This window comes from Sphingobacterium sp. UBA7631, from assembly GCF_002483935.1.
Classification (GTDB): Bacteria; Bacteroidota; Bacteroidia; order Sphingobacteriales; family Sphingobacteriaceae; genus Sphingobacterium; species Sphingobacterium multivorum.
Genome location: NZ_DLIX01000004.1, coordinates 135,871 through 162,025, shown reverse-complemented (window position 1 = coordinate 162,025; position 26,155 = coordinate 135,871). Strand labels below are relative to the sequence as shown.

General features: G+C 39.6%; 17 protein-coding genes. 15 read left to right on the top strand and 2 right to left on the bottom strand.

Translation table 11 applies throughout. From position 1 onward, the window contains the following. The first annotated feature begins 32 nt into the window (after positions 1-32). The 13 genes from B3P16_RS05520 to B3P16_RS05460 all read left to right on the top strand — a co-directional run bounded on the left by B3P16_RS05520 (position 33) and on the right by B3P16_RS05460 (position 17,461). Complete coding sequence (locus B3P16_RS05520) at positions 33-3,254, top strand: SusC/RagA family TonB-linked outer membrane protein (protein ID WP_286841669.1); 3,222 nt, start codon at positions 33-35, stop codon at positions 3,252-3,254. A gap of 12 nt (positions 3,255-3,266) precedes the next feature. Then, positions 3,267-4,760, top strand: a complete 1,494-nt coding sequence (locus B3P16_RS05515) for a SusD/RagB family nutrient-binding outer membrane lipoprotein (RefSeq protein WP_070567949.1) — start codon at positions 3,267-3,269, stop codon at positions 4,758-4,760. Then, a complete protein-coding gene (locus B3P16_RS05510) occupies positions 4,760-7,222 on the top strand; it encodes a phosphocholine-specific phospholipase C (protein ID WP_286777422.1) in 2,463 nt (820 codons plus the stop codon). Before B3P16_RS05515 ends, B3P16_RS05510 begins: the two co-directional genes overlap by 1 nt. Before the next feature lie 146 nt (positions 7,223-7,368). Beyond that, a complete protein-coding gene (locus B3P16_RS05505) occupies positions 7,369-8,133 on the top strand; it encodes a response regulator transcription factor (RefSeq protein ID WP_254667741.1) in 765 nt (254 codons plus the stop codon). Between the two features lie 10 nt (positions 8,134-8,143). Then, positions 8,144-9,502, top strand: coding sequence for a HAMP domain-containing sensor histidine kinase (locus B3P16_RS05500; RefSeq protein WP_070567946.1), 1,359 nt, complete (start codon positions 8,144-8,146; stop codon positions 9,500-9,502). 124 nt (positions 9,503-9,626) lie between these two features. Beyond that, positions 9,627-10,109 (top strand): hypothetical protein, encoded by a 483-nt coding sequence (locus B3P16_RS05495; protein WP_070567944.1) that lies wholly within the window; start codon positions 9,627-9,629, stop codon positions 10,107-10,109. A gap of 67 nt (positions 10,110-10,176) precedes the next feature. Beyond that, the gene (locus B3P16_RS05490) at positions 10,177-11,178 is read left to right on the top strand and encodes an ABC transporter transmembrane domain-containing protein (protein ID WP_286753707.1); all 1,002 of its coding nucleotides are present in this window, start codon (positions 10,177-10,179) and stop codon (positions 11,176-11,178) included. Then, positions 11,168-12,529, top strand: coding sequence for an HlyD family secretion protein (locus B3P16_RS05485; protein WP_070567940.1), 1,362 nt, complete (start codon positions 11,168-11,170; stop codon positions 12,527-12,529). Before B3P16_RS05490 ends, B3P16_RS05485 begins: the two co-directional genes overlap by 11 nt. Before the next feature lie 7 nt (positions 12,530-12,536). Further along, a complete protein-coding gene (locus tag B3P16_RS05480; protein WP_070567938.1) occupies positions 12,537-13,967 on the top strand; it encodes a TolC family protein in 1,431 nt (476 codons plus the stop codon). 129 nt (positions 13,968-14,096) lie between these two features. After that, positions 14,097-14,615 carry a hypothetical protein gene (locus B3P16_RS05475; RefSeq protein WP_070567936.1) on the top strand — a complete coding sequence of 173 codons (519 nt, stop codon included), beginning with the start codon at positions 14,097-14,099 and terminating at the stop codon, positions 14,613-14,615. Next, complete coding sequence (locus tag B3P16_RS05470; protein WP_070567934.1) at positions 14,602-15,102, top strand: hypothetical protein; 501 nt, start codon at positions 14,602-14,604, stop codon at positions 15,100-15,102. The genes B3P16_RS05475 and B3P16_RS05470 overlap by 14 nt, the downstream gene beginning before the upstream one ends. Beyond that, on the top strand, positions 15,086-15,835 hold the full coding sequence (locus tag B3P16_RS05465; RefSeq protein ID WP_046675390.1) for a YoaK family protein: 750 nt from the start codon (positions 15,086-15,088) through the stop codon (positions 15,833-15,835). The genes B3P16_RS05470 and B3P16_RS05465 overlap by 17 nt, the downstream gene beginning before the upstream one ends. 162 nt (positions 15,836-15,997) lie before the next feature. After that, complete coding sequence (locus B3P16_RS05460) at positions 15,998-17,461, top strand: glycoside hydrolase family 76 protein (protein WP_070567931.1); 1,464 nt, start codon at positions 15,998-16,000, stop codon at positions 17,459-17,461. 52 nt (positions 17,462-17,513) lie between these two features. Here B3P16_RS05460 and B3P16_RS05455 read toward each other — a convergent pair whose 3' ends face one another. Beyond that, positions 17,514-18,293, bottom strand: a complete 780-nt coding sequence (locus B3P16_RS05455) for a response regulator transcription factor (protein ID WP_046675391.1) — start codon at positions 18,291-18,293, stop codon at positions 17,514-17,516. A 2-nt stretch (positions 18,294-18,295) separates the two neighbouring features. Then, positions 18,296-21,451 (bottom strand): sensor histidine kinase, encoded by a 3,156-nt coding sequence (locus B3P16_RS05450; protein ID WP_175442027.1) that lies wholly within the window; start codon positions 21,449-21,451, stop codon positions 18,296-18,298. Positions 21,452-21,627: 176 nt separating this feature from the next. Here B3P16_RS05450 and B3P16_RS05445 point away from each other — a divergent pair, with 176 nt between their 5' ends. Then, positions 21,628-22,788: an aldose epimerase family protein gene (locus B3P16_RS05445; RefSeq protein ID WP_070567927.1), complete on the top strand. Its 1,161-nt coding sequence runs from the start codon at positions 21,628-21,630 to the stop codon at positions 22,786-22,788. Positions 22,789-22,988: 200 nt separating this feature from the next. Next, the gene (locus B3P16_RS05440) at positions 22,989-26,150 is read left to right on the top strand and encodes a SusC/RagA family TonB-linked outer membrane protein (protein WP_286841664.1); all 3,162 of its coding nucleotides are present in this window, start codon (positions 22,989-22,991) and stop codon (positions 26,148-26,150) included. Positions 26,151-26,155: the final 5 nt, after the last annotated feature.

Sequence of the window (26,155 nt, the reverse complement as noted above, 5' to 3'; positions counted from 1 at the left end):
AGGTTTCATTTTTTTGGGCAAAATTCAAAATAATGAAACCTATTAAACTACCTCAATTTAGGAAAACAGCTCAGGTGACCTTAGCTATTGCATTGCTGAATGCGGCACATGTCGATAGCGTATGGGCAAACTTTGCGAATGAAACTACCAAGCTCGAAATTGCCGATCAAGCTATTATTAAAGGGATTGTTAAGGATCAGGACGGCAAACCTATTGACGGCGGCACGATCATCAATGAAACCAGCAAACAGAGTACGCGTACAGAGTTTAATGGTAAATTCAATCTGAAAGGTCAGGTTGGCGACCAAATCCGTGTTTCTTCTTTAGGATATAAAACAGCTACAATAACTGCTACAGATGGGGATCTTGTGGTGGTTTTGGAAAAGGATGATTCAAAGTTGGATGAGGTTGTTGTCACGGCAATTGGTATCAAGCAACAAAAGAAGCAAATTGGTTACGCTACCCAAGAAGTCAAATTAGACGTACTTAAAGAGTCTAAAACAATGAATATTGGTACAGCGCTAACGGGACAAGTATCTGGTCTTATCGTTAATAATCCAACGGGGATTTTTCAGGCACCATCTTTTCAATTGCGTGGTAAGATCCCTCTTATTGTCGTAGATGGTATTCCTGTAGAATCTGATTTTTACGACATGTCCAGTCAAAACATAGAAAATATCAATGTGCTGAAAGGAACAGCTGCTTCATCTTTATATGGATCGCGCGGTAAAAATGGCGCGATCTTAATTACAACCAAAAGTGCAAAAAGTGATAGGCTGGAGTTTTCGGTTGGAACCAGTAATATGTTTTCTGCTGGATTTACAGTTTTTCCTGAGTCGCAAAAGGAGTTCGGAAGTGGATCCAACGGTAAATATGAGTTTTGGGATGGTGCTGATGGGGGGATTTCAGATGGAGATATGACATGGGGACCCAAATTGAACTCCGGAATAAAGGTGGCACAATGGAACAGTCCGATTCGTGATAAGCAAACTGGTGAAGTGATTCCTTGGTGGGGCGATGTGAGTGGAACCAAGTATAATGATAAGTCACGTTACGAAAGAGTGCCGATTGATTGGGTCGCACATAACAATTTAGAGGATTTCCTTGGAACTGGACTGATTACCGAGAATAATGCGACATTATCGTATCGTTCGGAAAAGGTAAGCATATTTGGAACAGGAAAATATGCCTATCAAAAAGGTCAGGTGCCCAATACAAAGCTTTCTACAGGTGGATTAAATTTGAATACCTCTTACCGTTTTACTCCTGAGGTACAATTAGATCTTAACTTATCCTATAACAAAGTGAAATCTCCAAATTATCCAAGGTATGGATATGGACCTAAAAATCATATGTATACGATTCTGTTGTGGATGGGAAATGATGTAAATGGACAGGAATTAAAGGATCACCTCTATATTCCGGGACAGGAAGGCTATCGTCAAGCAAACTATAACTATGCTTGGTACAACAACCCTTATTTTGCAGCTAATGAGCTGAACCAAGTATACGATCAGGATATTTTGGCCGGGCAGACTGCTTTAACTTGGCGCATTTCACCTGAATTTACCATCAAAGGTCGTGCTGCAGCAAGACAAAAAAATCTATTCCAGGACATGCAGAGTCCCAAGTCTTACATGAATTATGGCGATTCACGGAATGGGGATTATAAAAACTGGGATAGCAAGCAGCTCAATTTTGATGCGGACGTCTTAGCAACCTATATTAAGCAGTTGTCTGATAATTTCGGTGTAACCGTTAATGCGGGATCTTCCACTTTCAAAAGAGATTATCGTGAGCTTTATCAAACTACTGATGGTTTAGTTGTACCATTTGTCTACAACTTAGGCAATACCCAAGGTCCAGTTAAGGCAACAAATACAACAACTGAGAAAATAATCCGAAGTGCTTATGCGTCGGTAAACTTAAATGTGTTTAAGTCCACCTATCTGAATTTTTCGGGAAGAAATGACTGGTCTTCCACATTATCAAAAGCAAATCAGTCATTCTTTTATCCATCGGTTTCGCTAAGTAGTGTTATCTCCGATTATTTTAAACTGCCAGCGCAAATTGACTTTGTTAAATTGTACAGTTCCTGGGCATCGGTATCTTCTGATCTGGATCCTTATAGCATTGCTGCGACTTATAAAAAAGATGTTACCTATGGTTCGACGCCATCAGTAACCTATCCTGCAGGTATTATTAATCCTGATATCCTTCCACAGCAGTCCATTTCTTTAGAAATTGGTGCTTCTATGGCTTTCTTTAAAAATAGGCTTTCGGCTGATGTAACGTACTATAATGTTGTTGATAAAAATCAGATTATCGATTTGAGTATTTCCCAAGCATCCGCTTTTACTTCGCGCAAGGTGAATGGAAATAAATACCGTACAAAAGGACTGGAAATTTCTTTGACAGGAAATATAATTAAAAATGAACAATTTTCGTGGACGTCGACTGTAAACTGGTCCCGTGCAATTCAGCGTTTGGAAGAAATTTACAATAACCAAGCGAAATACGGTAATCTTAAAAAAGGCGATCGTGCAGACAGCTATTATGGTACTGTCTGGGAAAAATCGGCTGATGGTAAGGTTATCTTGAATCCGAATACGGGTATGCCGACCAAAAATCCATTTCCACAGTATTTAGGTTACTTTCAACCGGACTGGCAATTTGGTTTTGCAAACCAGTTTAAATTTAAGGGATTTCAGGTAAATCTTGATTTCGACGGATCTATTGGCGGCGTGATGAACTCGACAACCATAGAAAAAATGTGGTGGGGTGGAAAGCATCCTTCTTCGGTCTTATATCGTCAGGAACAATACGATGCAGGGAAACCAGTTTTTGTGCCAGATGGGGTGATCGTAACAGGAGGTGAGCTTACCCGCGACGTGAACGGTAATATTACTTCAGATACCCGAACGTATACAAGTAATACAAAAGCTGTTGATTGGCAGGCTTGGAGTCAAAATTATCCTTATCAGGCCAGAGTTACAGAGTCTGAAAGTAAACTGTTTGCCAATGTATTTGATCGATCATTTGTAAAACTACGTAGACTGTCGGTAGGTTATGATGTCAATAAGGTGTTTAAATTAAAACAGCTTACGGCCTTAAATGCATCACTATTTGGCTATAATTTGGCTATGTGGAAGAAAGTACCTTATATCGATCCTGATTTTGGTGTTGGAAACGATGGAAACTTACAAGATCCTTCCACGCGATATATTGGTTTTTCTCTAGATTTTAAGTTTTAATAAAGTAGTACGATGAAATTATTTAATAAACATATATTTCTTGGATTCTTTTCTCTTTCAATCATGACTTCTTGTCAGAAATTGACGGAAGTAAATGTTAATCCAAATGAAGCGACAACAACCCACCCGCAAGCTTTATTGACGAAGGTAGAATGGGATGCTTTTCGGACCTGGCACGGTACCTCACCACTATATGCCTTGAAAATGATTTTGCAAACAGATGGTGAAAATGCGAATCAAATTTATAATTGGCAAAGGGGAAGCTTTGAGCAATATGGTAATCTTCGCAATATTACCAAGATGACCGAAGAAGCTGAACGTATTGGCGCTGAAAGTTATTTGGCATTAGCAAAATTTTTCCGTGCGTATTATTTTTATAATCTTACCTTAACGTTTGGTGATGTCCCTTATTCAGAAGCAGCAAAGGGTGAAAATTTAGCAATTTTTGCGCCGAAATACGATACACAGAAAGACGTTTTGGTGGGTGTATTGAAGGAGCTCGAGGAAGCAAGTATTATTCTGAAGAAGAACAATAACACCATAAATGGGGATATTATTTATGGTGGAAATAGTGGCAATTGGAACAAGTTAGTCAATTCATTTCGCCTAAAAGTACTATTGACGCTTTCGAAGAAAACGACTGATCTTCCATTTAATGCAGCAACAGAATTTTCAAAAATATTTACCAATGAGTCTAGAATCACTGATGTTGGTGGTGGTGAAGATGGGCAACTCATCTTTTTGAATCAAGAGGGTAATCGCTATCCTGAATTTAACTCTAGCGGTTATGGATCGGGAATGTATATGGATTCCACTTTTATCCAACGATTGCAGGACCTGAAAGATCCGCGGTTATTTGCCGTCGCTACACAAACAAGACTGGGTAAAGAAGCGGGTAAAGCGATTAATGACTTTACGGCTTATGAAGGCGGAGATCCGATTGTTCCTTATGCACAGGTGAATGCAAAAGCTGTATTAGGTAAATTATCGAAAGTCCACGAACGATTTTATCAAGATCCCACAGCTGAGCCATTGGTCTTATTGGGCTGTTCGGAGATGCAGTTTATTTTGGCTGAAGCCATTTTGAAAGGTTGGATAACGGGCGATCTCAATGCAACGTATACCAAAGGAGTACAGGCATCGTTCAAATTTTATGAAAAGTATGCGAAAAATATAGGAACTTATACAAATGAAGCACAAGCTGCCAAATATCTTGAACAAAATTCGGTAAGTCTTGACGGGGCTAGCTCCAATGAGCAAAAGCTCGAACGTATCTTGATGCAGAAATACCTGCGCTCATTTCATCAGGGGGGATACTCGGCTTATTTTGATCATTTGCGCACGGGATATCCGAGTTTCCGTAAATCGGCGAATGTGAAAACAGCCTATCGCTGGATGTATCCTCAAGATGAGTACAATAATAATACAGCGAATGTATCTGATGCGATCAAATCACAATTTGGCGGAAATGACAATATTAATTTACAGACTTGGTGGTTAAAATAATGGATTCAAGGAGGGTATTTTTAAAAAAAGCAGCCATGCTGGCAGGGAGTACAGTCGCCATAAACTGGCTGCCTGAATCAATACAAAAAGCCTTGGCGATTGAAGCTCCAAAAGGATCAACTTTTTTGGATGCCGAACATGTTGTCTTTTTGATGCAGGAAAACAGATCGTTTGACCACTGTTTTGGAACTTTGAAGGGTGTACGTGGCTTTAACGATCCCCGCGCGATGAAATTGCCGAATGGTCTACCTGTATGGATACAAGGAAATAAGGAAGGTGCATATTTTGCACCTTTCCATTTAGATATCGTCAATAGTAAATCGACTTGGATGGGGTCGCTTCCGCATGGTTGGCGTGATATGGTTGCTGCTCGTCATGACGGGAAAATGGATAATTGGTTGGAAGCAAAGAGCTCTGGCAATTCAGAATATAAGGCTATGCCTTTAACAATGGGTTATTATAACCGTGCGGATATTCCTTTTTATTATGCTTTTGCAGATGCATTTACAATTTGTGACCAGCATTTTTGTTCTTCACTGACGGGAACGAGCGCTAATCGATCGTATTTTTGGACTGGTACAGTGCGCGAAGAACCCCGTAATCCCGAATCTGTTGCGCATGTAGACAATGGTCAGATCAACTACAAGGATGTCAAATGGAAAACCTATCCTGAACGACTGCAAAAAGCAGGGGTCTCGTGGAAAGTTTATCAAAATGAACTAAGTTTACCAGTAGGCTTTAAAGGAGAAGAGGAAGATTGGTTGGCCAATTTTACAGATAACAACCTGGAGTTTCACCAACAATATGGTGTAAGATATCATTTGGCACATTATCAGTGGATGAAAGAACGGGTAAAAGAGCTGCATAAATTTTTGGAAACAAATCCAAAAGAAGAATTGCTGCACAAAGCCAAAGCGGAATTGGAGGATTTGAAAAGGGATGTCATTCATTATACGCCCGAGAATTTTGAAAAGCTATCCCAGTTCGAAAAAGATATCCATCACAATGCATTTGTGACTAATCTAGCTGATCCCAACTTTCACAAACTTGATAAATTAAGTTATAAAGAAGGTGGAAAGCGGCAGGAAGTTGAGGTGCCAGCCGGAGATGTTTTTTATCAGTTTAGAAAAGATGTTGAAGATCGCCAATTACCTACAGTGTCGTGGTTAGTGGCACCTTGTCGTTTTTCGGATCATCCGGGCTCACCTTGGTATGGGGCATGGTACGTATCCGAAGTCCTCGATATATTGACCAAAGACCCTGAGGTTTGGAAAAAGACGATTTTCATCTTAACTTATGACGAAAATGATGGATATTTTGATCATATCGCTCCTTTTGTTCCGCCATTGAGCACGAACAAAGATCGGGGTGCCGTGTCAGAAATCGACACTTCGGATGAATATGTTACGCTAGAACAGGAGCGAAAAAGGAGAAATAGTAATAATGTAAGTTTTGAAAGTCCTATTGGTTTGGGCTATCGCGTACCAATGGTGATAGCTTCACCCTGGTCTAAGGGTGGTTGGGTCAATTCCGAAGTTTTTGACCACACCTCCTGTCTTCAATTTTTAGAATATTTTTTGGAGAAGAAAACGGGTAAGGTGATACGGGAAGAAAACATCAGTCAATGGCGAAGAATGGTCTGTGGCGACTTAACAACTTCTTTTCGTCCTGTAGATAACATTTCCAAAACAAGGCTTAATCCGGTAGACAGAGACGGGTATGTTGAACGTATATTCTCCGCCAGGAATAAAAAACTCCCAACAGATTTTGTGAAAATCGACAGCCAAAAACTGGAGGAAATCAAATCGACAGGTCAGTATCATGCAGCTATGCAGATGCAAGAGCAGGGATGGAAGGATGCTTGTGCTTTACCTTATGAATTGCAGCTAAAAGTACAACATACACCAACGATGCTTTCCATCAGCTCAACCTTGGAAAGAAGGCTCAATACAGCTAAAGCGGGAGCGGGCATGCCTTATTATGTTATTTCCTATGAGGCGTATGATGGCCATCCGGCGGGTAAAGTTTGGAATTTTACGGTACGGGAAGGGGATCAATTAGCGTATGAATGGGAACTCGATAAAATTGTAGGAGAGTACATATCATTTGCATTGCATGGCCCTAATGGTTTCTATCGTGCGATTGAAGGCGCAAAGTCACATATTCCAGCTATTGATGTGTATACGAAAGTAGTTGCTGGAAAGCCTATTCTTTGTGTACAATCAGAGTCGCTAAATTGGGATTTACATCTTAAAGACTGTTCCTATGATCTTTTCCATGCGAAGGCAATGCGCAAGGATGATCCTGCTTTGGTTGAAATCGATTGCAGCAAGAGTGAAGGTTGGTATGATATCGAAATAACGTGTTCAGAAGATCATGCGGTCAAATTCTGCTATGCTGGACATATAGAGACTGGTAAATCAAGTAAGACGGATCCGTTGATGGGTAAAGTAAAATTATAACTGAACCAATTAAATACTAGGACGAAAGCGCTGTTTCACGATCGATGAACACAGCGCTTTCGCTTTTGCAAAATAAAGCACGGATCTTTTTGTGTGGATTCGGGCAAAAATGGGATTTGTGTCTCTTGTGTCAAAACGTTATTTTTATGGTTTGGATCGTAGTTCATTACAGAGAGCTACACATCATGACGAATATGGAGGAGCAAAAAATTATTTTGGTTGAAGATGAACAGGATGTTGCTGATTTGATCGTACAAGGCTTAGGCGAGGATGGCTATAGGGTCATTCATCTGGGGCGTTCGGAAGGTCTGGAACAGCTTTTGGCGAAGCAAGATGTCTCTCTTGTGCTATTGGATATTCTTTTGCCGGGAACCAATGGCCTGGATATTTGTAAGCAGATCAGACAGTGGGGGTATACCGATTTACCTGTTATGATGCTGACTGCACTTGGTACTCCAGAAAATGTGGTGCTCGGACTCGATAATGGTGCCGATGACTATCTTTCCAAGCCCTTTAAGCTAATTGAATTGAAGGCTCGGATACGTTCATTGATCCGCAGGCAACAGTCTATCGTACAGGCAACACAACGTGAGTTACAGCCCTCGAAAGACACATTTAGTTATGGTTTTCTGCGTATCGATGATTATAAAAAAATAGCCTACTGTGAGGGGCAGGAACTCAATCTGACAAGTACAGAGTATCGTTTACTTTTGTTGTTTATTCAGAGCCCCAAAAAGGTATTTGAGCGCACGGAGCTTTTGGACAAAATATGGGGTATAAATTTCGATATCGGATCAAATGTTGTCGATGTTTATGTGAATTATCTGAGAAAAAAGATTGAAAAAGTAACGAGCAAAAAAGCGATCCATACGGTTATTGGTATGGGATATGTTTTAAAAATAGAAGACTGAATATTTAAACATGCACAATTATAACCGAAAGCTTACTTATCTCATTGCAATTCTAGTCATTTATGTGAGTTGTTTTGTTGGCTTTATTTTTTATTCCATTACGAATTTTGCTTTTACAGATTTTTATAAGCGGCTGGACCTGCGGCGAAATATTGCTGCAGAGAAATTTCTGAATAGTAAATCTGCCTCCCAAACTGATCAGTGGAGCCTTGATTTTATTGAAAATCTCAATAATCAGCATGAATTTTTGGTGGAATTTGATAGCAATGGTGCTATTGTAAGAAGCCAGGGATTCCATAAAGAGCTTTGGGATAAAATCAATAAAAACGGAAGCTCAAATTTCAAGTCGGGCAATCAATTCTATTCAACCAAATATTTCTCGCAAAATGGTCGAAAGTATATCGTGGGCGCTTCTGCTGAAAATTACTTTTATACACACCATTTGGCCTATCTTCGTAATCTCCTTATTATAAGTCTGATTTTGGGAATTCTCTTTATATTCGTTGTTTCGGTTTTTATGAAGCGCTCGTTTTTAAAGCCCATATTGACCATGATGAAAGAGGTGCAGGAGATTGGTTCTGAAAATCTCTATAAACGATTGGATGAGGATAAATATAAAGGGGAGCTTCATGGTCTGGCACTCACCTTTAATCGGATGTTGACGCGCTTGGAAACCTCTTTCGAAACACAAAAGAACTTTATCAGCAATGCATCACATGAACTGAATACGCCATTGACATCCATCATAGGACAGGCAGATCTTGCTTTATCAAAAGAACGCACAACGGAGGAGTACCAACGAACATTATTTAAGATCATTGAGTCGGCAGAGCATTTGGAAAAGAAAACAAAAGCACTTTTACTGCTGGCGCGTACAGGTTTTGTTAATAATGCGACTGCATTTAGCCCCGTTCGTATTGATCAGATTGTGATGGATGCCGAACTAACAGTTAAGGCCATCAATGACAAGTTTAAGATTATTACAGATTTCAGTCTATTACCAGATGATAGTATGCGACTTAAGGTGAATGGAAATGCAATTTTGCTACAGCTTGCGCTATCCAATATTATCAGCAATGCATGTAAGTATTCATCGGATAGAACAGCATACATTGCTTTGGGTGCATTGGACAATAAAGTCTTTATTCTAATAAAAGACAAAGGTATCGGAATACCTTCCTGTGAATTGGACCATATTTACGATCCCTATTTTAGAGCTTCCAATACGAGTGGGATAGATGGTTATGGTATAGGACTTCCCTTAGCCAGGAATATTATTAAGCTGCATGGTGGGACATTGAAAGTCAATTCTGTTGTGAGTGAAGGTACCACTGTAGAAATTGAACTACCCACTTACCTTCGATTCTAATGTAGTTTTAATTTAGATGGCATTTCTAATCTCATTTTAATACAGTTGCGAGCTTTCTAATGAAAAGCTAATTTTAGATTCATTCCGTTGTCATATGTGCGTTTTAACTTTGCTAAAAAAAAGCATGGTTAAAACAACGCGTATATTAATACCCAGTGATTTTACAGTCGACTCCCTTCATTTTGTGCGTCAAAGTATTGAAGAGTCAACGGCTGATTGTATCGATATTATCCTTGTGTATGGCAATAAAAGCAGCACTTCTGCGAGTGAATTACTCGGAATTGGATTGGAAGATCAACTGGAAACACTTCAATCGGATTCTTTTTTAAAAGGCTGCAGCGTAATCTATCAGCGCTATAAAAACCGTGGGCTCAGTATTTTTGCAGATATCTTGGGTACCGATAACAGTCATTATTTGCAGCATTATCTTAGGGGACAGTCTGTTGATGAGATCATAATACCGCGAGATTATACCTATAAAAAGAAAACACGCAATTTTTTTAATGTCGCTAATGCACTCCGTAAGGTTGAGGGCCAAATTTGTTCTACGATTATATTTAAAGAGCAATCAAGTATCGGAAACAGAGCAACCGGACTAGTTGAATGATCGCTCGGAGTTTTACTATTGTTTTAGCCGAAATTCATCATTTCTAACTTATCTTCTATCTATTTTTATGGGGCATATACAAGGCGGACCATCCCCCTTACAGCGGTTGGCAAGCCTATTACATACTGAACGGAAAACGATCAATTATATATTTATTTATGCTATTGTGATCGGTATTTTTAGTTTGACTATTCCAATAGGGATAACAGCAATATTTAATTTTTTAAGCAATGGAGCGATGTATAGCTCTACCTATATCTTAATTGCTTTTGTGTTATTTGGCGTGATCGTGGGTGGAGTATTATTGATCGGACAATTGACCTTGGTCGAGTATTTGGAGCAGAAAATCTTTCTAAAATCGGCGATTGAATTTTCGTATCGACTGCCAAGAATTAAACCTAAAGAGTTACTTGGAAAAAACCTAGTGGAGTTGGTCAACCGATTTTTTGATGTCATCATTATTCAAAAGGGAATTATCAAACTTTTGATCGATATCATCGCCGCGGTCGTGACAATTTTCTTCAGTGTGGTTTTATTATCTTTTTATCATCCCGCATTTTTGGCCTTTGGCCTTATTGTCATTTTTTCTGTCATTACGATACTTGTTTTATACTATAAAAGAGGCTTGAAAACAAGTATTGAAGAGTCTGAATACAAATATGAGACGGTAGCCTATTTGGAAGCTGTTGCCGGACAAATCGACCATTATCGTGGAGATGAGATGAAAATGAACGAAGTGACGAGAACAACAGATTCCATTGTCAGTAAATATTTATCGGCTCGAAACGATCATTTTAAAGTTTTAAAGCGTTTTTTTCTAGGTTCTGCCCTGCTTCGGACGCTATTGTTTGGAGCGATGCTCCTGCTTGGATCCTATTTTGTTGTCGAGCGGCAAATGACTTTTGGTCAATTTGTAGCTGCTGAAGTTGTGATCGTTCAAATTGGTTATGCCATTGAAAAACTGATGACTAACTTAAATACGATTTTTGATATGCTTACGGGAGTTGTCAAACTGGCGGCTGTAACCGATCTTGCGTTGGAGGAGGACGCTGCGGTTTATGTTGATTAATAAGGATCATTCGAATCGAACAACGCTCTCTTGGAGAGATCTTTCTCATGATGCTGTTGATAGCTTATTGAAAGAGCGGGGATCCTTAGTTTTGGGGCGGATCCTTGTGTTATCTGGGATTGTTTTTGTACTGGCACTTTTTCTCCCCTGGCGGCAAACAATTCTTGGAGTAGGAACGGTTACCGCTTTACGTCCACAAGATAGACCGCAGACTATCCAAAATCAGATTGGTGGCCGCATCGAGTATTGGGCAGTTACCGAAGGGCAGGAAGTGAAGAAAGGTGACACAATTTTGGTCCTTTCGGAGACTGCACAATCCTATTTTGATCCCATGCTACCTGTGAGATTAGAAGAACAATTGCATGCCAAAAGGAGTGGAGAAGATGCCGCTAATCAAAAGATGCAAGCTACCCAAGCACAGATTGAAGCATTGAAAAATGGGCTGGATTTTCAGCTTGCATCAGCTAAAAATAAGGTGGTTCAAGCACAAAATGTGGTAAAAATAGATAGTGCAGAACTTGTCGCTGTCATGAGCTTTTTTGAGACCAGTGAAAAGCGGCTTAAACGGTACGAAGAGGGGTATCGTGACGGTTTATTTTCATTGACGGATATTGAAACAAGACGCTTAAATCTACAAAATGATCGAGCTAAAGTAGTAAGTGCAGATAACAAATTATCAAATTCAAGACAATCACTAACAAATGCGAGCATCGAATTAAACAACATCCGTGCAAAGTATAATGAATCATTAGCGAAAGCGCAGTCTGATTTAAGTTCCGCTTTTTCTTCCAAGGCCTCAGTACAGGGCGATATCGCTAAACTGAGAAATGAGATCTCCAATATCGATGTCCGACGAGGATTATATGTCGTGAGGGCCCCACAAGATGGTTTTATAGTAAAAACCTTTAAAGCAGGAATCGGTGAAAATATGAAGGAAGGGGAGTCCGTTGCGACATTGCAACCTAAAAAACCACTGCTGGCCGTAGAGCTTTATGTAAATGCAATGGATGTACCATTGATAGCGCCGGAGAGTGATGTAAGGCTGCAATTTGATGGCTGGCCATCGATCCAATTTTCCGGATGGCCTTCTGTCGCGGTGGGTACCTTTGCCGGAAAAGTTTCAGTCATCGATAAAGTGAGCAGTACGAATGGTCGATTTAGGATTTTGATACGCGCGACCGATCCGGTTCCTGAGGGTGACGAGCCTTGGCCAATCCAGTTAAACCAAGGTTCAGGTGCTTATGGAAGGGTTATTTTAAACAAAGTTCCTTTGTGGTATGAGATATGGCGACAGTTGAATGGTTTTCCCCCGAGTTTGGAACGAGAACCAAAAGAAAGTGAGAAAAAGTAATTGTTATATGAATAAATTGAATTTTATTTTTATCGTGTTCTGCTTTTTTTTCTATTCTCATCTTTTGGCTCAGGAAAAGGAATATGGAGCACCGAAGACTTTTACAGTTGATGACATGGAAGAGCTTTTAATGGCTAATCATCCCATTGTTAAACAAGTAAATCTACTGAGTGAAACTGCAAAAGCCCAAGTAACACAAGCGTTAGGGAAGTTTGATCCAACACTAAATTCGAGCTTTAAAAATAAGCATTTCGGTCATACGGATTATTACAATCAGTGGAATAGCGAGTTGAAAATCCCACTTTGGTTAGCAGGAGCTGATCTGAAAATAGCTTATGATCGAAATGTAGGTGAATATACAAACCCACAATCCCGAACGAATAATGCGGGGCTCTCTGCAATCGGTTTAAGTATTCCTTTGGGGCAAGGTTTAATCGTCGATAGCCGAAGGAATACGTTACAGCAGGCAAAGGCGATGATCAGCTATCTGGAAGGCGAAAAGATCAAGCAAATTAATGCCATTTGGTTTCAGGCACTTTCAGATTATTGGAACTGGTATTTTGCTTACCAGCAATACCAACTTTTATTAGAGGGCGTTAAATTAGCGGATCAGCGGTTTAGCGCAATCAGTGAGCAGACTATGCTGGGGGACAAACCTGCAATCGATTCTATCGAAGCTTCGGTCGTCGTAAAAGAACGACGGATAGAACTTTCAAAGTATGAAGTAGAACTTAAAAATGCGAAAATTGTATTGTCCAATCATTTGTGGAATGATCAACAATTTCCGGTTGAACTTCCCGATCACGCCATACCACATAAGCTCGAAGACCAAGTTATTTTGCCGGATAATCGTGTGATCGAGGCACTACTGGATTCGGCAAAAATTGCTCATCCCGAAATGATCAAGTTGGCTAGTAAAAATCAGCAACTGCTATTTGAAGAACGTTATCGAAAAGAAATGCTTAAACCTAAATTGAATGTGTCGGGTACGCTCATTTCTAGCCGTCGCGGTTTAAATGATTTTGTACCACCGCAGTATGATTTTAATTGGCAGAACTATAAGCTAGGTTTTGAATTTGCATTTCCACTTTTTATTCGCGCCGAACGTGGGAAGCTCAAAGAGGTACGGATTAAGCAAGATCAACTACGATTTGAGCAGGTAGCGACTGAAAGAAATATTTACAATGACGTCGTTAAAAAGTACAATGATTTAAATGCTTACAGTAAACAGATTGAACTTCAATCGATCAATATAAGTAACCAGGAATTGCTCCTTAAGGGTGAATTAAATAAGTTTGAGCTGGGTGAATCAACCTTGTTTGTTGTCAATAGCAGGGAAAACAAGCTGATTGAAATGCGTATCAAGCAAGAGAAGCTTTTTACGGACTATCGGAAGGCACTGGCAGAGTTATACTACAAGGCCGGAACTAAATTTTAATCTCATTTTAATCTACATTTTATTTTTAATCTCATTTTAATACAAGTCCTAAAATTCTAATAGAAAGTTAATTTCAGATTCATTCGGTTGCCATGATGACCTGTTAATTTTGTATAAAAATAATTGGATATGGCAAAGGCAACGCGTGTATTGATTCCAAGTGATTTTACGATTGATTCGCTCTTTTTTGTGATTCATAGTATAGAACAATCGTCAGCTGAAGAGCTAGACATTATTTTGGTCTATGGCAATAAGAGCAGTACTTCGATTAGTGAGTTATTAGGGATTACACTGGAAGATCAGCTTAATAATCTGCAATCAGAAGATTTTTTGAAAGCCTGCCAGATGATCTGTCATCGTTATGAAAATCGTAAGCTAAATATCTATACAGATATTATCGGCTCTGACAATCTCAATTATTTACAACATTATTTGCGCGGAGCTCGGATTGATGAAGTCAAGGTTCCCACAGATTATGAATTTGAAAAAAGAACAAGGCATTTTTTTGACGTCGGACGGGCTTTGCTTCACTTGAGTAAAAGTAAACAGAAGAATGTCTCGATTGTAGCAAGACCTGGGACAAACAAAACAGGAGGAAATGTCTTGGCGGATTTATTTTTTAACAAGAAATGGGATGTTAATTATTAAGAGAAAAATATTGGCGAGGTTCAACTTCGTCTTGTTGTCATTTTTGCTTTTAGGAGCTAGTTCAATGGTTATGTTTTATGAAAACCCCGAGCGGCTTTTAGAAGGGGAGTGGGAAGAGCAAGGTTGGTACTTTGAGAAAGTGGAGAAGTCTCCAACGTTCAAAAAACAGGCGGTTATCCATGAGGGAATAAAAGATGCTGCAATCGCTCACCTTCCACCCTTGCAGGATGGATTATGGCATTTTGAAAAAATGGGTGACAAAAATTTTATTGCCCATCACGAGGACAAACAATACAATTGGTTTTTGAAGGGACGAGGCCATATCCTTGAGCTTCGGAAAAATGATGAGCTTATAGAGAGCTTTGTCATACAAAAATTAAATAAAAACCAATTGATACTGCATCTTAATTTGGATATGCAGACGAAAGGAATTGCACGTATCGTGCTGAAAAAAGGAGGAAAGGAAAAGTATGCTGAGAAAATATAGTAACCATAGGACGATTCAAGATAACATTAGGCTGGGGGGAATTACCGCGTTTTCTGCAGGAATGGTCAATGTCGCATCTGTCATTGTCTTTTTCTCGTTTACCTCGAATGTAACGGGTTATTATGCTGTTTTTGCACAGGAGATAGCGAAAGGGAATTGGTACCAAGGTGCTGTGGTGCTTTTTTGGATTTTACTTTTTCTAGTAGGGAGTATGCTTTCTAATCTGATCATCATTCATGGTAAAGGACGTTTTAGCTCCTATTTGACACATTCCATTCCCTTGGTATTGGAAATATTGAGTATATTATTTGTTGGGATATATCTTGATGTATTTTATGAGGATTCTTTGAAAGAAACTGAGATACTTGTCGGTGCATTGCTCTTTGCGATGGGGCTACAAAACGGTTTGACTGCGAGCATATCGAATTCTGTTGTGAAAACAACACATTTGACCGGGCTAACGACAGATTTGGCCATATTGATTTCGATGTTCACCAAGGAGTCTAACCGGAGCAATAAGGCATTGGTCGACAAATTCCATTTGCTATTGAGCATCGTGAGCGCGTATGTCGTTGGCGGACTTGTGAGCGGTATTTCATTCACTTACCTATCAAATAAAACATTTTACGTGGTTTGTTTTGTTCTTTTAGTCATCGGTTTATACGATCACTACAAATTGTATCTGTTGAAAAAGCAATTTGTGAATCGTCATCGTCAACCAGTGGCAGCTTAGTTGACTGAGCAAGTTCTTGGTTAGCTAAGCAAAAGGGCAAATAGTTTAATCGCATTTCAAAAAATGCGATTTTTTTTGTCCAAAAAATGCTTATCTTCATACACAGTTATCACGCTCTACCGAAGCGAATGAAAGACTACTTAATCAATTTAAAACCGTATCATGATCAAATTCTTTTCCAACCGGCCTTTTTGGGCACTTTCTCTAATTTCGCTGTCAGTATCACCCCTCTGCGTAAAACAGGCTTATGCGCAAGAATTGCACACCCAAAGATCAGTACATGATCAAAATAAAAGCCAGCAGAATCTTTTACGGGCAATCCAATTGATTGATCGATCAATGGACGTCTATTTTTCCGGTGAAGATTTCAAAATGCATCGTTTTTATAACCCATTTACGAAGGTTCGATCCGAAGAAACAGCTAGTGTATGGATGTATTCTGCTTCCATAGAAGCTGTAAACGCTGTGTTGAGTGGCTTGAAAAAGCAACAGAAGGTAGATAACGGCAAGCTTTATAAAATGTATTATTCCCGCTATGTAGATTTATTGGCTAAGCTTCATGCAAATGCAGCCTATTATTTAGGGACCTTTACGCTAACGTCGTTTACGCAGCATAAAGAATGGACAGTGTATGCTGTCGATCGCGTTCGAGAAAAAGGAAAAGCAAATGTAACGGGCGTATTGAACGTCTATGATGATCAGATGTGGTTGGTACGGGAATTATTGGAAGCTTATCATTTGACCGGGCAAGATCGCTATTTGCAAGAAGCGGAGTACCTTACGGCTTATGTTCTTGATGGTTGGGATTGTACTTTGGATGAGAAAGGGAAAGAGCATGGCGGAATTCCATGGGGACCAGGATATGTAACGAAGCATGCCTGTAGTAATGCACCGATCATTAGTCCGCTTGTTACATTGTATGAAATCTATAAAAACAAAGGAGACCAAATAATTGCACATTCGATCGATCAGAAAGATAAACTAACCCGTATTGCTAAAAAAGAGCGGAAGGCCGATTTTTATCTTCGTTATGCTAAAAGGATTTATGACTGGCAAAAAGCAAATCTTCTTAATGAAAAAGGTGTTTATGCGGATATGATGGGTGATTGCTTTCCAGATTGTTCGATAGCTTATGAAACGGTCAATGGTGTACAATATCGAAAAAATACTGAGCTCAGAAAAGCGGTTGGAACAGCATTTTCCTATAATAGTGGCACGATGATTTCCGGAGCAGCAGACTTATATCGTGTTACGAAAGCAAAAAGCTATTTAGAAGATGGCAAGAAACTGGCCGATGCGACTTTTACTTATTTTGGAAAGTTAGGGCAGCAGATTCCTGAGCACTATACCTATGCGACAGATGGTTTTAATAATTGGTTTAACGGCGTGTTGTTAAGAGGGTATACCACTATATCTCCGAATTACAGCAAGGCTGGACTGTATGCAAAATCTTTTCAGGATAACTTGGATTATGGCTATACCCACTTCTTGAAAGATGGATTTCTGCCGAATGACTTGCTTGGAGGCTGGGCAAATGACAAAGGTAAGAATGATTTGGAAGGAATGTTCATGTTCACTTATGCAGCACAGTATGCAACACTTGCGCAAGTTGAACCAACAAAATAGGTGCACGCGTGGACGGACACCTATTTTTATTCAGATATGATTATTTGCTTGTTCAAGATTTAGATAAAGCAGTTTGGGCGTCTTGAAATTCAGTAGGGCTCTGTCCAAACTGCTTCTGAAAATTACGAGAGAAATGAGTCGCGGAGCTATAGCCTAGTAAATTAGAAATTTCGTAGACTTTATGCTGCTTTTGGATGAGCAGTTCTGCTGCTTTTCGGAGCCGCGTTAAATTAATCAGTTCATTGGGCGATAGGCTCGATACCACATTAATTTTGCGATAGAGGGTAGGTCTACTCATGCAGAGAATATCGGCCATCCGATCGACATTAAACTGTGGGTCATCGAGGTGTTGCATGATGATTTCTTCAATCTTCAACAAAAACTCTTGTTCACTTTGATTTTGACCGATTTGCTGTATTTGCGACATCGGATTTTTAATAAAAAATTCCTTGACTTTAACTCTATTCTTTAATAAACTCGCGATTTGTGCTCTTAAAAAGGCAGGTGAAAAAGGTTTTTCAATATAAGCGTCGGCACCATACTCCAAACCCTGAATTTTTGATTCAATACTATTTTTTGCCGTTAAGAGTATAACTGGAATGTGTGCATATGCGATATCTTCTTTAATTTTTTGACAGAGTTCAAAACCATCCATTTCTGGCATCATCACATCGCTGACGATCAGATCAAAATATTCAGTGGCTAATAAATCCAGCGCTTCCCTACCATTGGAACTCGTTGTTATCTGATAATCCTCATTGAGATCATCCGCAATGAATTCAAGTAGTTCAGTATGATCATCTACTAATAATAAATTGGATTTGGCATTCATAATTATGGGTTTGTATTGTGATTCAAAGGCAATGTCAAACTAAATACGTTCAATTGGAGGTCGTTTGTACTGTATAACAGGGTACCTTGGTGTTTTAACGTTAAGGACCTTGTCAATGCCAAGCCTAGGCCGCTTCCAGGAACATTCTTATTTTGTTTTAAGCGATTGAATGGTTCAAAAATTCTTTCCCTTTCTTCTGAAGGAATTAAAGCTCCGTCGTTTTTCACGGTCAATATAAAGATATTTTTCTGTTTATCCATATTCAAATTCACTTCAATATAGGATGAAGAATATTTCAGGGCATTATTCAATAGGTTGTAACATATCTTGTCGAATGCGTCGATATCGACTTGACCTATGATATCTGGCATAATGTGCGATACCATCTGCTTGTCCTGCGCCTGCAGTGTGACTGTAAAATTGTTGATAATTTCCTGGACCGTTTGGCTTATGTTTTCTGATTCAAAGTGTAATTTGAATCCTTCCGTTTCGACCTGTCTAAAATCCAATAGCTGATTGCTAAGGGCAATCAACTTCTCCGTGTTGTTTTGCATGGTCAATAGTAGCTTGTCGGTTACAGGATTGTGATCGACTTTGTCCATAAGTTTCTCTAAGGGGGCCTTGATCAATGTCAACGGTGTGCGTATTTCGTGCGCAACATCGGTGTAAAAATTGATTTTTGAGCGATAGAGTTCTTGCTCGCGTAGATTTTGTACGGTTAAAAGATGTTGTCGATTGCGTTGTTTGATCTTTTCATTGAAATGATGAATAACAAATATAATCAGCCCCACAAGGATTAGAGCATAGCAAACAAAGGCCGGTATACTTGCCCAGATCGGAGGAAGAATAGTGATTTTAAGACTAGCAAAAGTGGGGATTGTATTGCCATTTGGATCTTCTGCTTTTACAGTAAAAACATAGTTTCCGGGCGCTAGCTTGGTGAAGTAAGCCCGTTGATTGCTTGTAATGTCTATCCAATTGTCGTCGAGACCATCCATTTTGTAGCTATAGTGAATGGAATGGGGGGCTTGGTAGTGTAATGCCGCAAAATCAAGACTGAAGGATGACTCGTCGTGTTTCAGTTTGATTTTATCCGTGAACAGAATTGATTTGGACAGAATATTTGTATCGGTGTACTGATTGATCGCCCTATTGTTGATGTAAAAATTAGTGATGTAAATCGGAATTTGATTCTTGTAGTTGATTTGGTTGAGCCTTTCGGGATTGAAACGTATCAGTCCATTGATGGTGCCGAAATAAAAGTTTCCATTGTCATCATTAAAGGATGAATTGTAATTGAACTGAATCGTCGGTAGGCCAGACTCCAAGTTGAAGATGCGTTTTTTTCCACTGGGAAGATGGTAGCGTACCAGGCCCTTGGAAGTACTCACCCAAAGGTTATTTTGTTTATCTTCTAAAAAGGCGAGTGTCACATTACTGGGCATTCCTTCTTCCAGGCCAATGTTTTCAAAGCCATCCTGATTTGATTTCTTTTTAGCCATCCCACCTTCGGTAGCTATCCAAATTTGATTTTTTGAGTCCTCAAATATACTGTTGACCCTATTGTTGGGCAAGGAATTGAGATCGTTCTGATGATGCGTATAGTGTTTAAAATAACGTGTGGTCGGATGATAACAGAATAGTCCATCACGCCACGTTCCGACCCAGATATTCCCCTTTTTATCTTCCAAAATGCTTGTATAAAACATGTATTCTGGGACATTATCAATAAGGTGGAAAGATTTTTTTTCTAGATCAAAGCGGTATAGGCCGCGTGTGGATGCAGCCATGATTTCTCCTTTTCGAGTTTTATAGAGATAAAAAAGAAAATTACTTTGGAGATCGGATGTTGATACATTGCTGTTACGATCGATGTGATAGATAACTTTTTGAAGCTTTGGCGAAAAAATGTCCAGACCATTGACGAAAGTACCAATCAGTAGTTTGTCGCCAATAGGGAGAATACCGTGAATATTGTTATTTGCCAGATTCCCCTGTTTATCGGAGAAGTTCTGGATATAACCCGATTTAGGATCCAATTTAGATAGACCTCCGTTTTCGGTGCCTATCCATATATTGTGGTTGATGTCTTTTTTGATAATCCGAACGACAGAGCCTTTTAAGCTCCCGGGGCGATCTTGTGGGAGGAATTTTTCGATTATACTATTATTCTTGTGATAATAGTTAATCCCACCAAAGTAGGTTCCCAGCCAAATACCCTCATCCTTATCTTGTAGGATATTATAAATGGCATTGTCAGATATCCCCCAAGGGTTTTCTTGTTCTTTCTGAATGTTGATGTAATTTCCGCTCGCTATTTGGTAAATGAAGAGGCCAGATTCGGTTGCAAACCAATATTCATGATCGTTTGGCTGTATAATATCTCTTACATAGAGAAATTGATGCAGCCTGTCCGGACCAAGAATTGACTTGAGGGACTTGTTTTTAAAATTGTAGCTATAAACCCCAGTTTTCGACGTGCCAATCAATAAGTCTCCATCGCGGTTTTCCATTATTTTCTCAATACTAAACCAGTCTTTAGGACCATATTTTGCTTGAAAGTCAAGCATGAGTGCGGGTTTTCCAGAAGAACCTATCTGGAAGATCTTACCTTCAGGAGTTCCAAAAAATACAGTTCCATTTTTTGTGCAGCTGATAGACGTAATATAGAGGTCCGATTTTGTAAATTGTTGAATTGCGTGACTAACCAAATCATGGCAATAGAGCATTCCATTGGATATAAACCAGATCCTTTTGCGTTGATCGGTAACAATGACGGGTACGTCCGCATTTTCAAATTGTTTGCTCAATAGTCTAAATTGCTCGTCGACGGGGTCGTAGCAATAGATTCCCTGATCTGTTCCAATCCAAATTCTTTTTCGAAAGTCCTCTTTCAAGGAGATGATATTATTACCACCCAAGCTGTTTTTCCCAGATTGGGTGGCATCAAAATGTTTGAAATTGTTACCGTCAAAGCGATTTAATCCATCCTTTGTGCCGAACCAAAGAAAACCCTGACTATCTTGCATGCTACAAATGACAGCATTGTTTGACAAACCTTCATTGATTTGATAATGATTGAAATAGTAGGGCTGCGCATATAGCAAGGAAGGGAGTAACAGGATAAATAGCAATCGTAAAGGCTTCAGGTTGATCATGATCATTTTTTGGTTATTGATACAAAATAGAGCTAAAATGAAACAATTTAATCTTAAAATTTCTAAAAAATTTAAGACTTTAGCTTATAGATTGTAATCGTTAAAATTATAAAAAATCTAGAAAAGGACGTAAGTTCTATCTAAACAAAGATTATAAACCCTTTAAAATATTACGAATGAGAGGAAAATTGACCTTGCTTGGTCTTTCTGCAATACTTGCTTTTAGTGTGTCTTGCCAGCAACCGACTGGTTCTAAAACTCCCAAAGCAGATTCTTTATCGGCCTTCATGGATACCGCGCAGTTCAGCGGAACTATTGATCAAAAACAGGCGTATCTATATGAACTGAGCAATAAAAATGGCGTACAAGCTTATTTTACCAATTTTGGTGCACGTTTAGTGGGATTATGGGTGCCTGACAATAAGGGTGAGTTATGCGATGTGGTTTTGGGTTTTTCTAAAGCGGCTGATTATAATAATCCCAAAGAACCATTTTTTGGTACTATTGTAGGGCCTTTTGGTAATCGGATCGCCAAAGGCAAATTTAAGTTGGATGATAAAACCTATACATTGGCAGTAAATAACGGTCCTAATACGCTGCATGGCGGTTTTAAAGGTGTGCATTTTGCCAATTGGACATTAAAATCGTCAGATAAATCATCCCTTACATTTGCTTACACCTTACCTGACGGACACGAGGGCTTTCCAGGAAACATCCAAATGGAGGTGACTTATACGCTGAACGATAATAATGAATTGATGATAGCTTATCGTGCTACTTCCGATAAAAAGACGGTGATCAATTTGACCAACCATGCTTACTTTAATTTAAACGGTGAAGGAAGTGGTACCATTCTGGATCATCAACTTCAATTGTTTGCCAATGAATACACACCAGTAGATAGTACACTAATACCCACAGGGCAATTAGGACCGGTAAAGGGAACAGCTTTTGATTTTACAACCTTGAAACCGATAGGAAAAGATATTAATGCCAATGACCAGCAGCTTAGTTTTGGAAAGGGCTATGACCACAATTTTGTCTTAAGTAAAGAGAAAGATGGCGACTGGTTTAAAGCGGCACATGTGATCGGTGATAAATCAGGGGTGGTCATGGATATTCTGACAACCGAACCTGGTATTCAATTTTATAGCGGCAACTTTATGAACGAACAAGTACAGTTGAAGAATGGTAAAAAAGATTCCTTTCGTACGGCTTTTTGCCTTGAACCGCAGCATTTTCCGGACGCTCCGAATCAGCCAGCTTTTCCAACAACAGTCCTAAACCCGGGGCAAGTATATCAAACGAAATCCCTGTATCGTTTTTCAGTAAAATAATACATATTTAATAATGATTGGTTTGAAAGTATACCACTGAAAAGAGGTGTACTTTCTCTGTTTAATAGACTTTAAAACGTTTTAGGTTGTATTAATTATTTGATACAAATAGGCAGTTTTTTGAGAAAAAACGAAAGCCTGTCCGATTGAATATACCTTAATTTTGGACAAATCAATTATACAAACTAATCAATCTAGGTATGTTTAAGGGTCTCAAATGTCTGCCAATTTCTGCTACTTTACTCTGCTGTGCGAGCAGTTTTATTCCTTTAGCAAAGGGAGCAGATTTATTTCCAGTTCCTGCAGAAAGCATTGCTTTGCAAAAATTAATTAAGGGTGTGGTTAAAGATAAAAGTGGCAATCCGATCGTAGGAGCGACAGTCGCTTTAAAATCCAAACCAAGCACTGCCGTTTCAACGGATGCAAAAGGTAATTTTAGTCTAATAGGTGTGAATGCTGGGGATCTACTGACTGTAAGTTCAGTTGGGTATCTCTCAAAAGAAGTGGCCGCGAGCGCGGATTTAGCTATTACATTGGACGATGAAAATTCACGTATCGGCGAAGTGGTTGTGGTCGGGTACGGTACACAAAAGAAGGAATCTGTTACTGGTGCAATCACGGCAATTTCTTCGCAGGATATTTCCAGATCTGTTGCGACTACAACCTCGGGAGCTTTGGTCGGGAAGATTGCAGGGGTCAATAGCCGGATGTCGGATGGACGCCCTGGAGCATGGACGGGGATCAGCATCCGGAATATGGGAACTCCCTTGTATGTGATCGACGGTGTTCAAAAAGATGAAGGCCAATTCAATAATTTGGACTTCAATGACATCGAATCTGTTTCGGTTTTGAAGGATGCGTCCGCAGCGATTTATGGTGTACGCGCAGCCAACGGAGTGGTGGTTGTAACGACAAAGAAAGGAAAGCGTGGCGATAACAATACCTTTTATATCAATTCCTATTACGGCTGGCAAAGTATGTTTCGTTTTCCTAAGCCTGCAGATGCAAGTACCTATGTAAAGAGCTACATTCAATCGGATGCCATTCTTGGTGTGAAGGATCCCAAGTATTCATTAAGCGATCTTGAAAAATGGCAGCAGGGGACGGAAAAAGGTTACCGCCCATTTGATTGGTACGATTATATCTTAAAAACTAGTCCGCAAACCTATGTTTCTGGAAATGTGAGCGGTGGGTCCGAAAAAATAAATTATTACTTAAGTGCTGGGCATCTCGACCAACAATCCATTATCCGTAATTATGGTGGTTTCAAACGTACTAATGTACAGATGAACATTGATGCGAGCGTATCTAAACGATTAAAAATCGGAGCCAATTTGAACGGACGGATCGAACAGCGCAAACAACCTGGGGTACCCGGTGCTGACGATACTTGGCAAGCCTTATTTGCCATTTACCGCAACTTACCTACTGCGCGGCCATTTGCCAACGACAATCCGCTCTATCCAACACAAACTGCCGCCAATACCGAGACGAATTTTGCGATGCTGAATTATGATCTATCGGGTACATATCAGGAAAAATGGCGGGTGATGCAATTAAATTTTAATGCCGAGTATAAGATTACAGATGATTTGGTTGCCAAAGGAACGGTAGGGTACTATTTGGCTAATAAGTGGATGGATAATCAGGAGTTCACTTACAAATTGTATGGCTATGATGAAAAAACGGATACCTATCCAGTTATATTTAGCATGGATAACCCTTGGCGGGAGCGGTCTATCGCTCAAATCGAAGAAATTTCAACACAATTCACTTTAAATTATAACAAACGTTTTGGAAAGCATGGTGTAAATGCTGTATTAGCCGCGGAGTCAATAAAACGAGATAACCCCGATATTTATGTCCACGACAGACCAGCATCGAATGCATTGAGTTTGATTTATTTTCAAACGATGGATACCTATAATGATACTGGAGTAAATACGCAAGCAAGAGCCGGCTTTGCAGGTCGGGTCAATTATGACTACGATCAAAAATATCTTTTAGAACTTTCATCGCGTTATGATGGATCCTGGAAGTTTGCTCCTGGAAGTCGATGGGGATTTTTTCCTTCAGCATCCGCGGGATGGCGGATCTCTTCTGAAAAGTTTTGGACAGATGGCATGCGGAAGGTACTTGATGATGTTAAGCTTCGGGGATCTTACGGGATATTGGGGGATGACAATTTGGATGATTGGAAATATTATGCTTTTGGTTACCTGAGCGGATATACCTATAATTCCAAAGGTTCGACGATTGACGGAAAATATGTTATTGGCACCCAACCCCGTGGACTTCCTGTTAAAACACTTTCCTGGATTGAGGCGCACATGTTGAATGTGGGGCTTGATTTTAGCACATTAAAGGGAAGATTGACGGGTAGCTTGGATTTCTTTCGAAGGAAAAGAAGTGGTCTACCGGCTTCCAGAAATGATGTATTGATACCAAATGAGGTTGGTTTTAGTCTGCCTTATGAAAACCTAAACTCCGATATGCATAAGGGTATCGATGGCTCAATTATGTGGCGGAGTAAGGCTGGCGATTTCAATTACTTTGTCGGTGGTAATTTTACATTTGCCCGTCAGATTGATGGTGAACAATATAAACCCCGGTTTGGGAATTCCTGGGATCAGTATCGGAACTCCATTTTTGACCGCTACGCCTATCTAAATTGGGGCTTACATGCTACTGGACAGTTTCAGTCCTGGGAAGAAATTGCCAATTACGATGTAGACAATGACCGTCAAGGTAATTCTACCTTGAGACCAGGAGATATAAAATATGAAGACATCAATGGGGATAAAGTGATCAATGAGCTGGATCAGCGGCCAATAGGATATCGGCAAGGCGGACTTCCTTATTTCAATTTTGGAATTAATCTGGGCGGACAGTTCAAGGGATTTGATCTGGCCATGGATTTGACAGGAGCAGCATTTGCATCCTATCGTCCCAATTACGAAGCGATGAACCCTTTCCACGATGGTGGAAATAATCCGCAATATTACATGGAGAATCAATGGATGCTCAGTGATATTACCAACCCGAATAGTACATTGATTCCCGGCAAGTATCCAACATTGATTCGCGGAAATCAAAACCATAGTAATTATTGGCATAGCGATTTTTGGCTCACCAATGTAAATTATATAAAACTAAGAAATCTTCAGATTGGATATACCTTGCCAGACAAGTGGATGAAAGCTCGTGGAATCCAAAAATTACGAATATATACGATGATGCAGAATCTCTTCAGTATAGATAATTTGGGTGATATGAAGATCGATCCGGAAATCACAAGTGATTCGGGTGTTCAATACCCAACAAACCGGGTTATAAATGTGGGTGTTAATTTAACTTTTTAATGAAA

What these genes read in the sequence shown, in the direction of transcription:
- B3P16_RS05520 (WP_286841669.1), top strand. Translation starts at nt 33, where the DNA reads ATGAAACCTATTAAACTACCTCAATTTAGGAAAACAGCTCAGGTGACC.
- B3P16_RS05515 (WP_070567949.1), top strand. Translation starts at nt 3,267, where the DNA reads ATGAAATTATTTAATAAACATATATTTCTTGGATTCTTTTCTCTTTCA.
- B3P16_RS05510 (WP_286777422.1), top strand. Translation starts at nt 4,760, where the DNA reads ATGGATTCAAGGAGGGTATTTTTAAAAAAAGCAGCCATGCTGGCAGGG.
- B3P16_RS05505 (WP_254667741.1), top strand. Translation starts at nt 7,369, where the DNA reads ATGGTTTGGATCGTAGTTCATTACAGAGAGCTACACATCATGACGAAT.
- B3P16_RS05500 (WP_070567946.1), top strand. Translation starts at nt 8,144, where the DNA reads ATGCACAATTATAACCGAAAGCTTACTTATCTCATTGCAATTCTAGTC.
- B3P16_RS05495 (WP_070567944.1), top strand. Translation starts at nt 9,627, where the DNA reads ATGGTTAAAACAACGCGTATATTAATACCCAGTGATTTTACAGTCGAC.
- B3P16_RS05490 (WP_286753707.1), top strand. Translation starts at nt 10,177, where the DNA reads ATGGGGCATATACAAGGCGGACCATCCCCCTTACAGCGGTTGGCAAGC.
- B3P16_RS05485 (WP_070567940.1), top strand. Translation starts at nt 11,168, where the DNA reads ATGTTGATTAATAAGGATCATTCGAATCGAACAACGCTCTCTTGGAGA.
- B3P16_RS05480 (WP_070567938.1), top strand. Translation starts at nt 12,537, where the DNA reads ATGAATAAATTGAATTTTATTTTTATCGTGTTCTGCTTTTTTTTCTAT.
- B3P16_RS05475 (WP_070567936.1), top strand. Translation starts at nt 14,097, where the DNA reads ATGGCAAAGGCAACGCGTGTATTGATTCCAAGTGATTTTACGATTGAT.
- B3P16_RS05470 (WP_070567934.1), top strand. Translation starts at nt 14,602, where the DNA reads ATGTTAATTATTAAGAGAAAAATATTGGCGAGGTTCAACTTCGTCTTG.
- B3P16_RS05465 (WP_046675390.1), top strand. Translation starts at nt 15,086, where the DNA reads ATGCTGAGAAAATATAGTAACCATAGGACGATTCAAGATAACATTAGG.
- B3P16_RS05460 (WP_070567931.1), top strand. Translation starts at nt 15,998, where the DNA reads ATGATCAAATTCTTTTCCAACCGGCCTTTTTGGGCACTTTCTCTAATT.
- B3P16_RS05455 (WP_046675391.1), bottom strand. Translation starts at nt 18,293, where the DNA reads ATGAATGCCAAATCCAATTTATTATTAGTAGATGATCATACTGAACTA.
- B3P16_RS05450 (WP_175442027.1), bottom strand. Translation starts at nt 21,451, where the DNA reads ATGATCAACCTGAAGCCTTTACGATTGCTATTTATCCTGTTACTCCCT.
- B3P16_RS05445 (WP_070567927.1), top strand. Translation starts at nt 21,628, where the DNA reads ATGAGAGGAAAATTGACCTTGCTTGGTCTTTCTGCAATACTTGCTTTT.
- B3P16_RS05440 (WP_286841664.1), top strand. Translation starts at nt 22,989, where the DNA reads ATGTTTAAGGGTCTCAAATGTCTGCCAATTTCTGCTACTTTACTCTGC.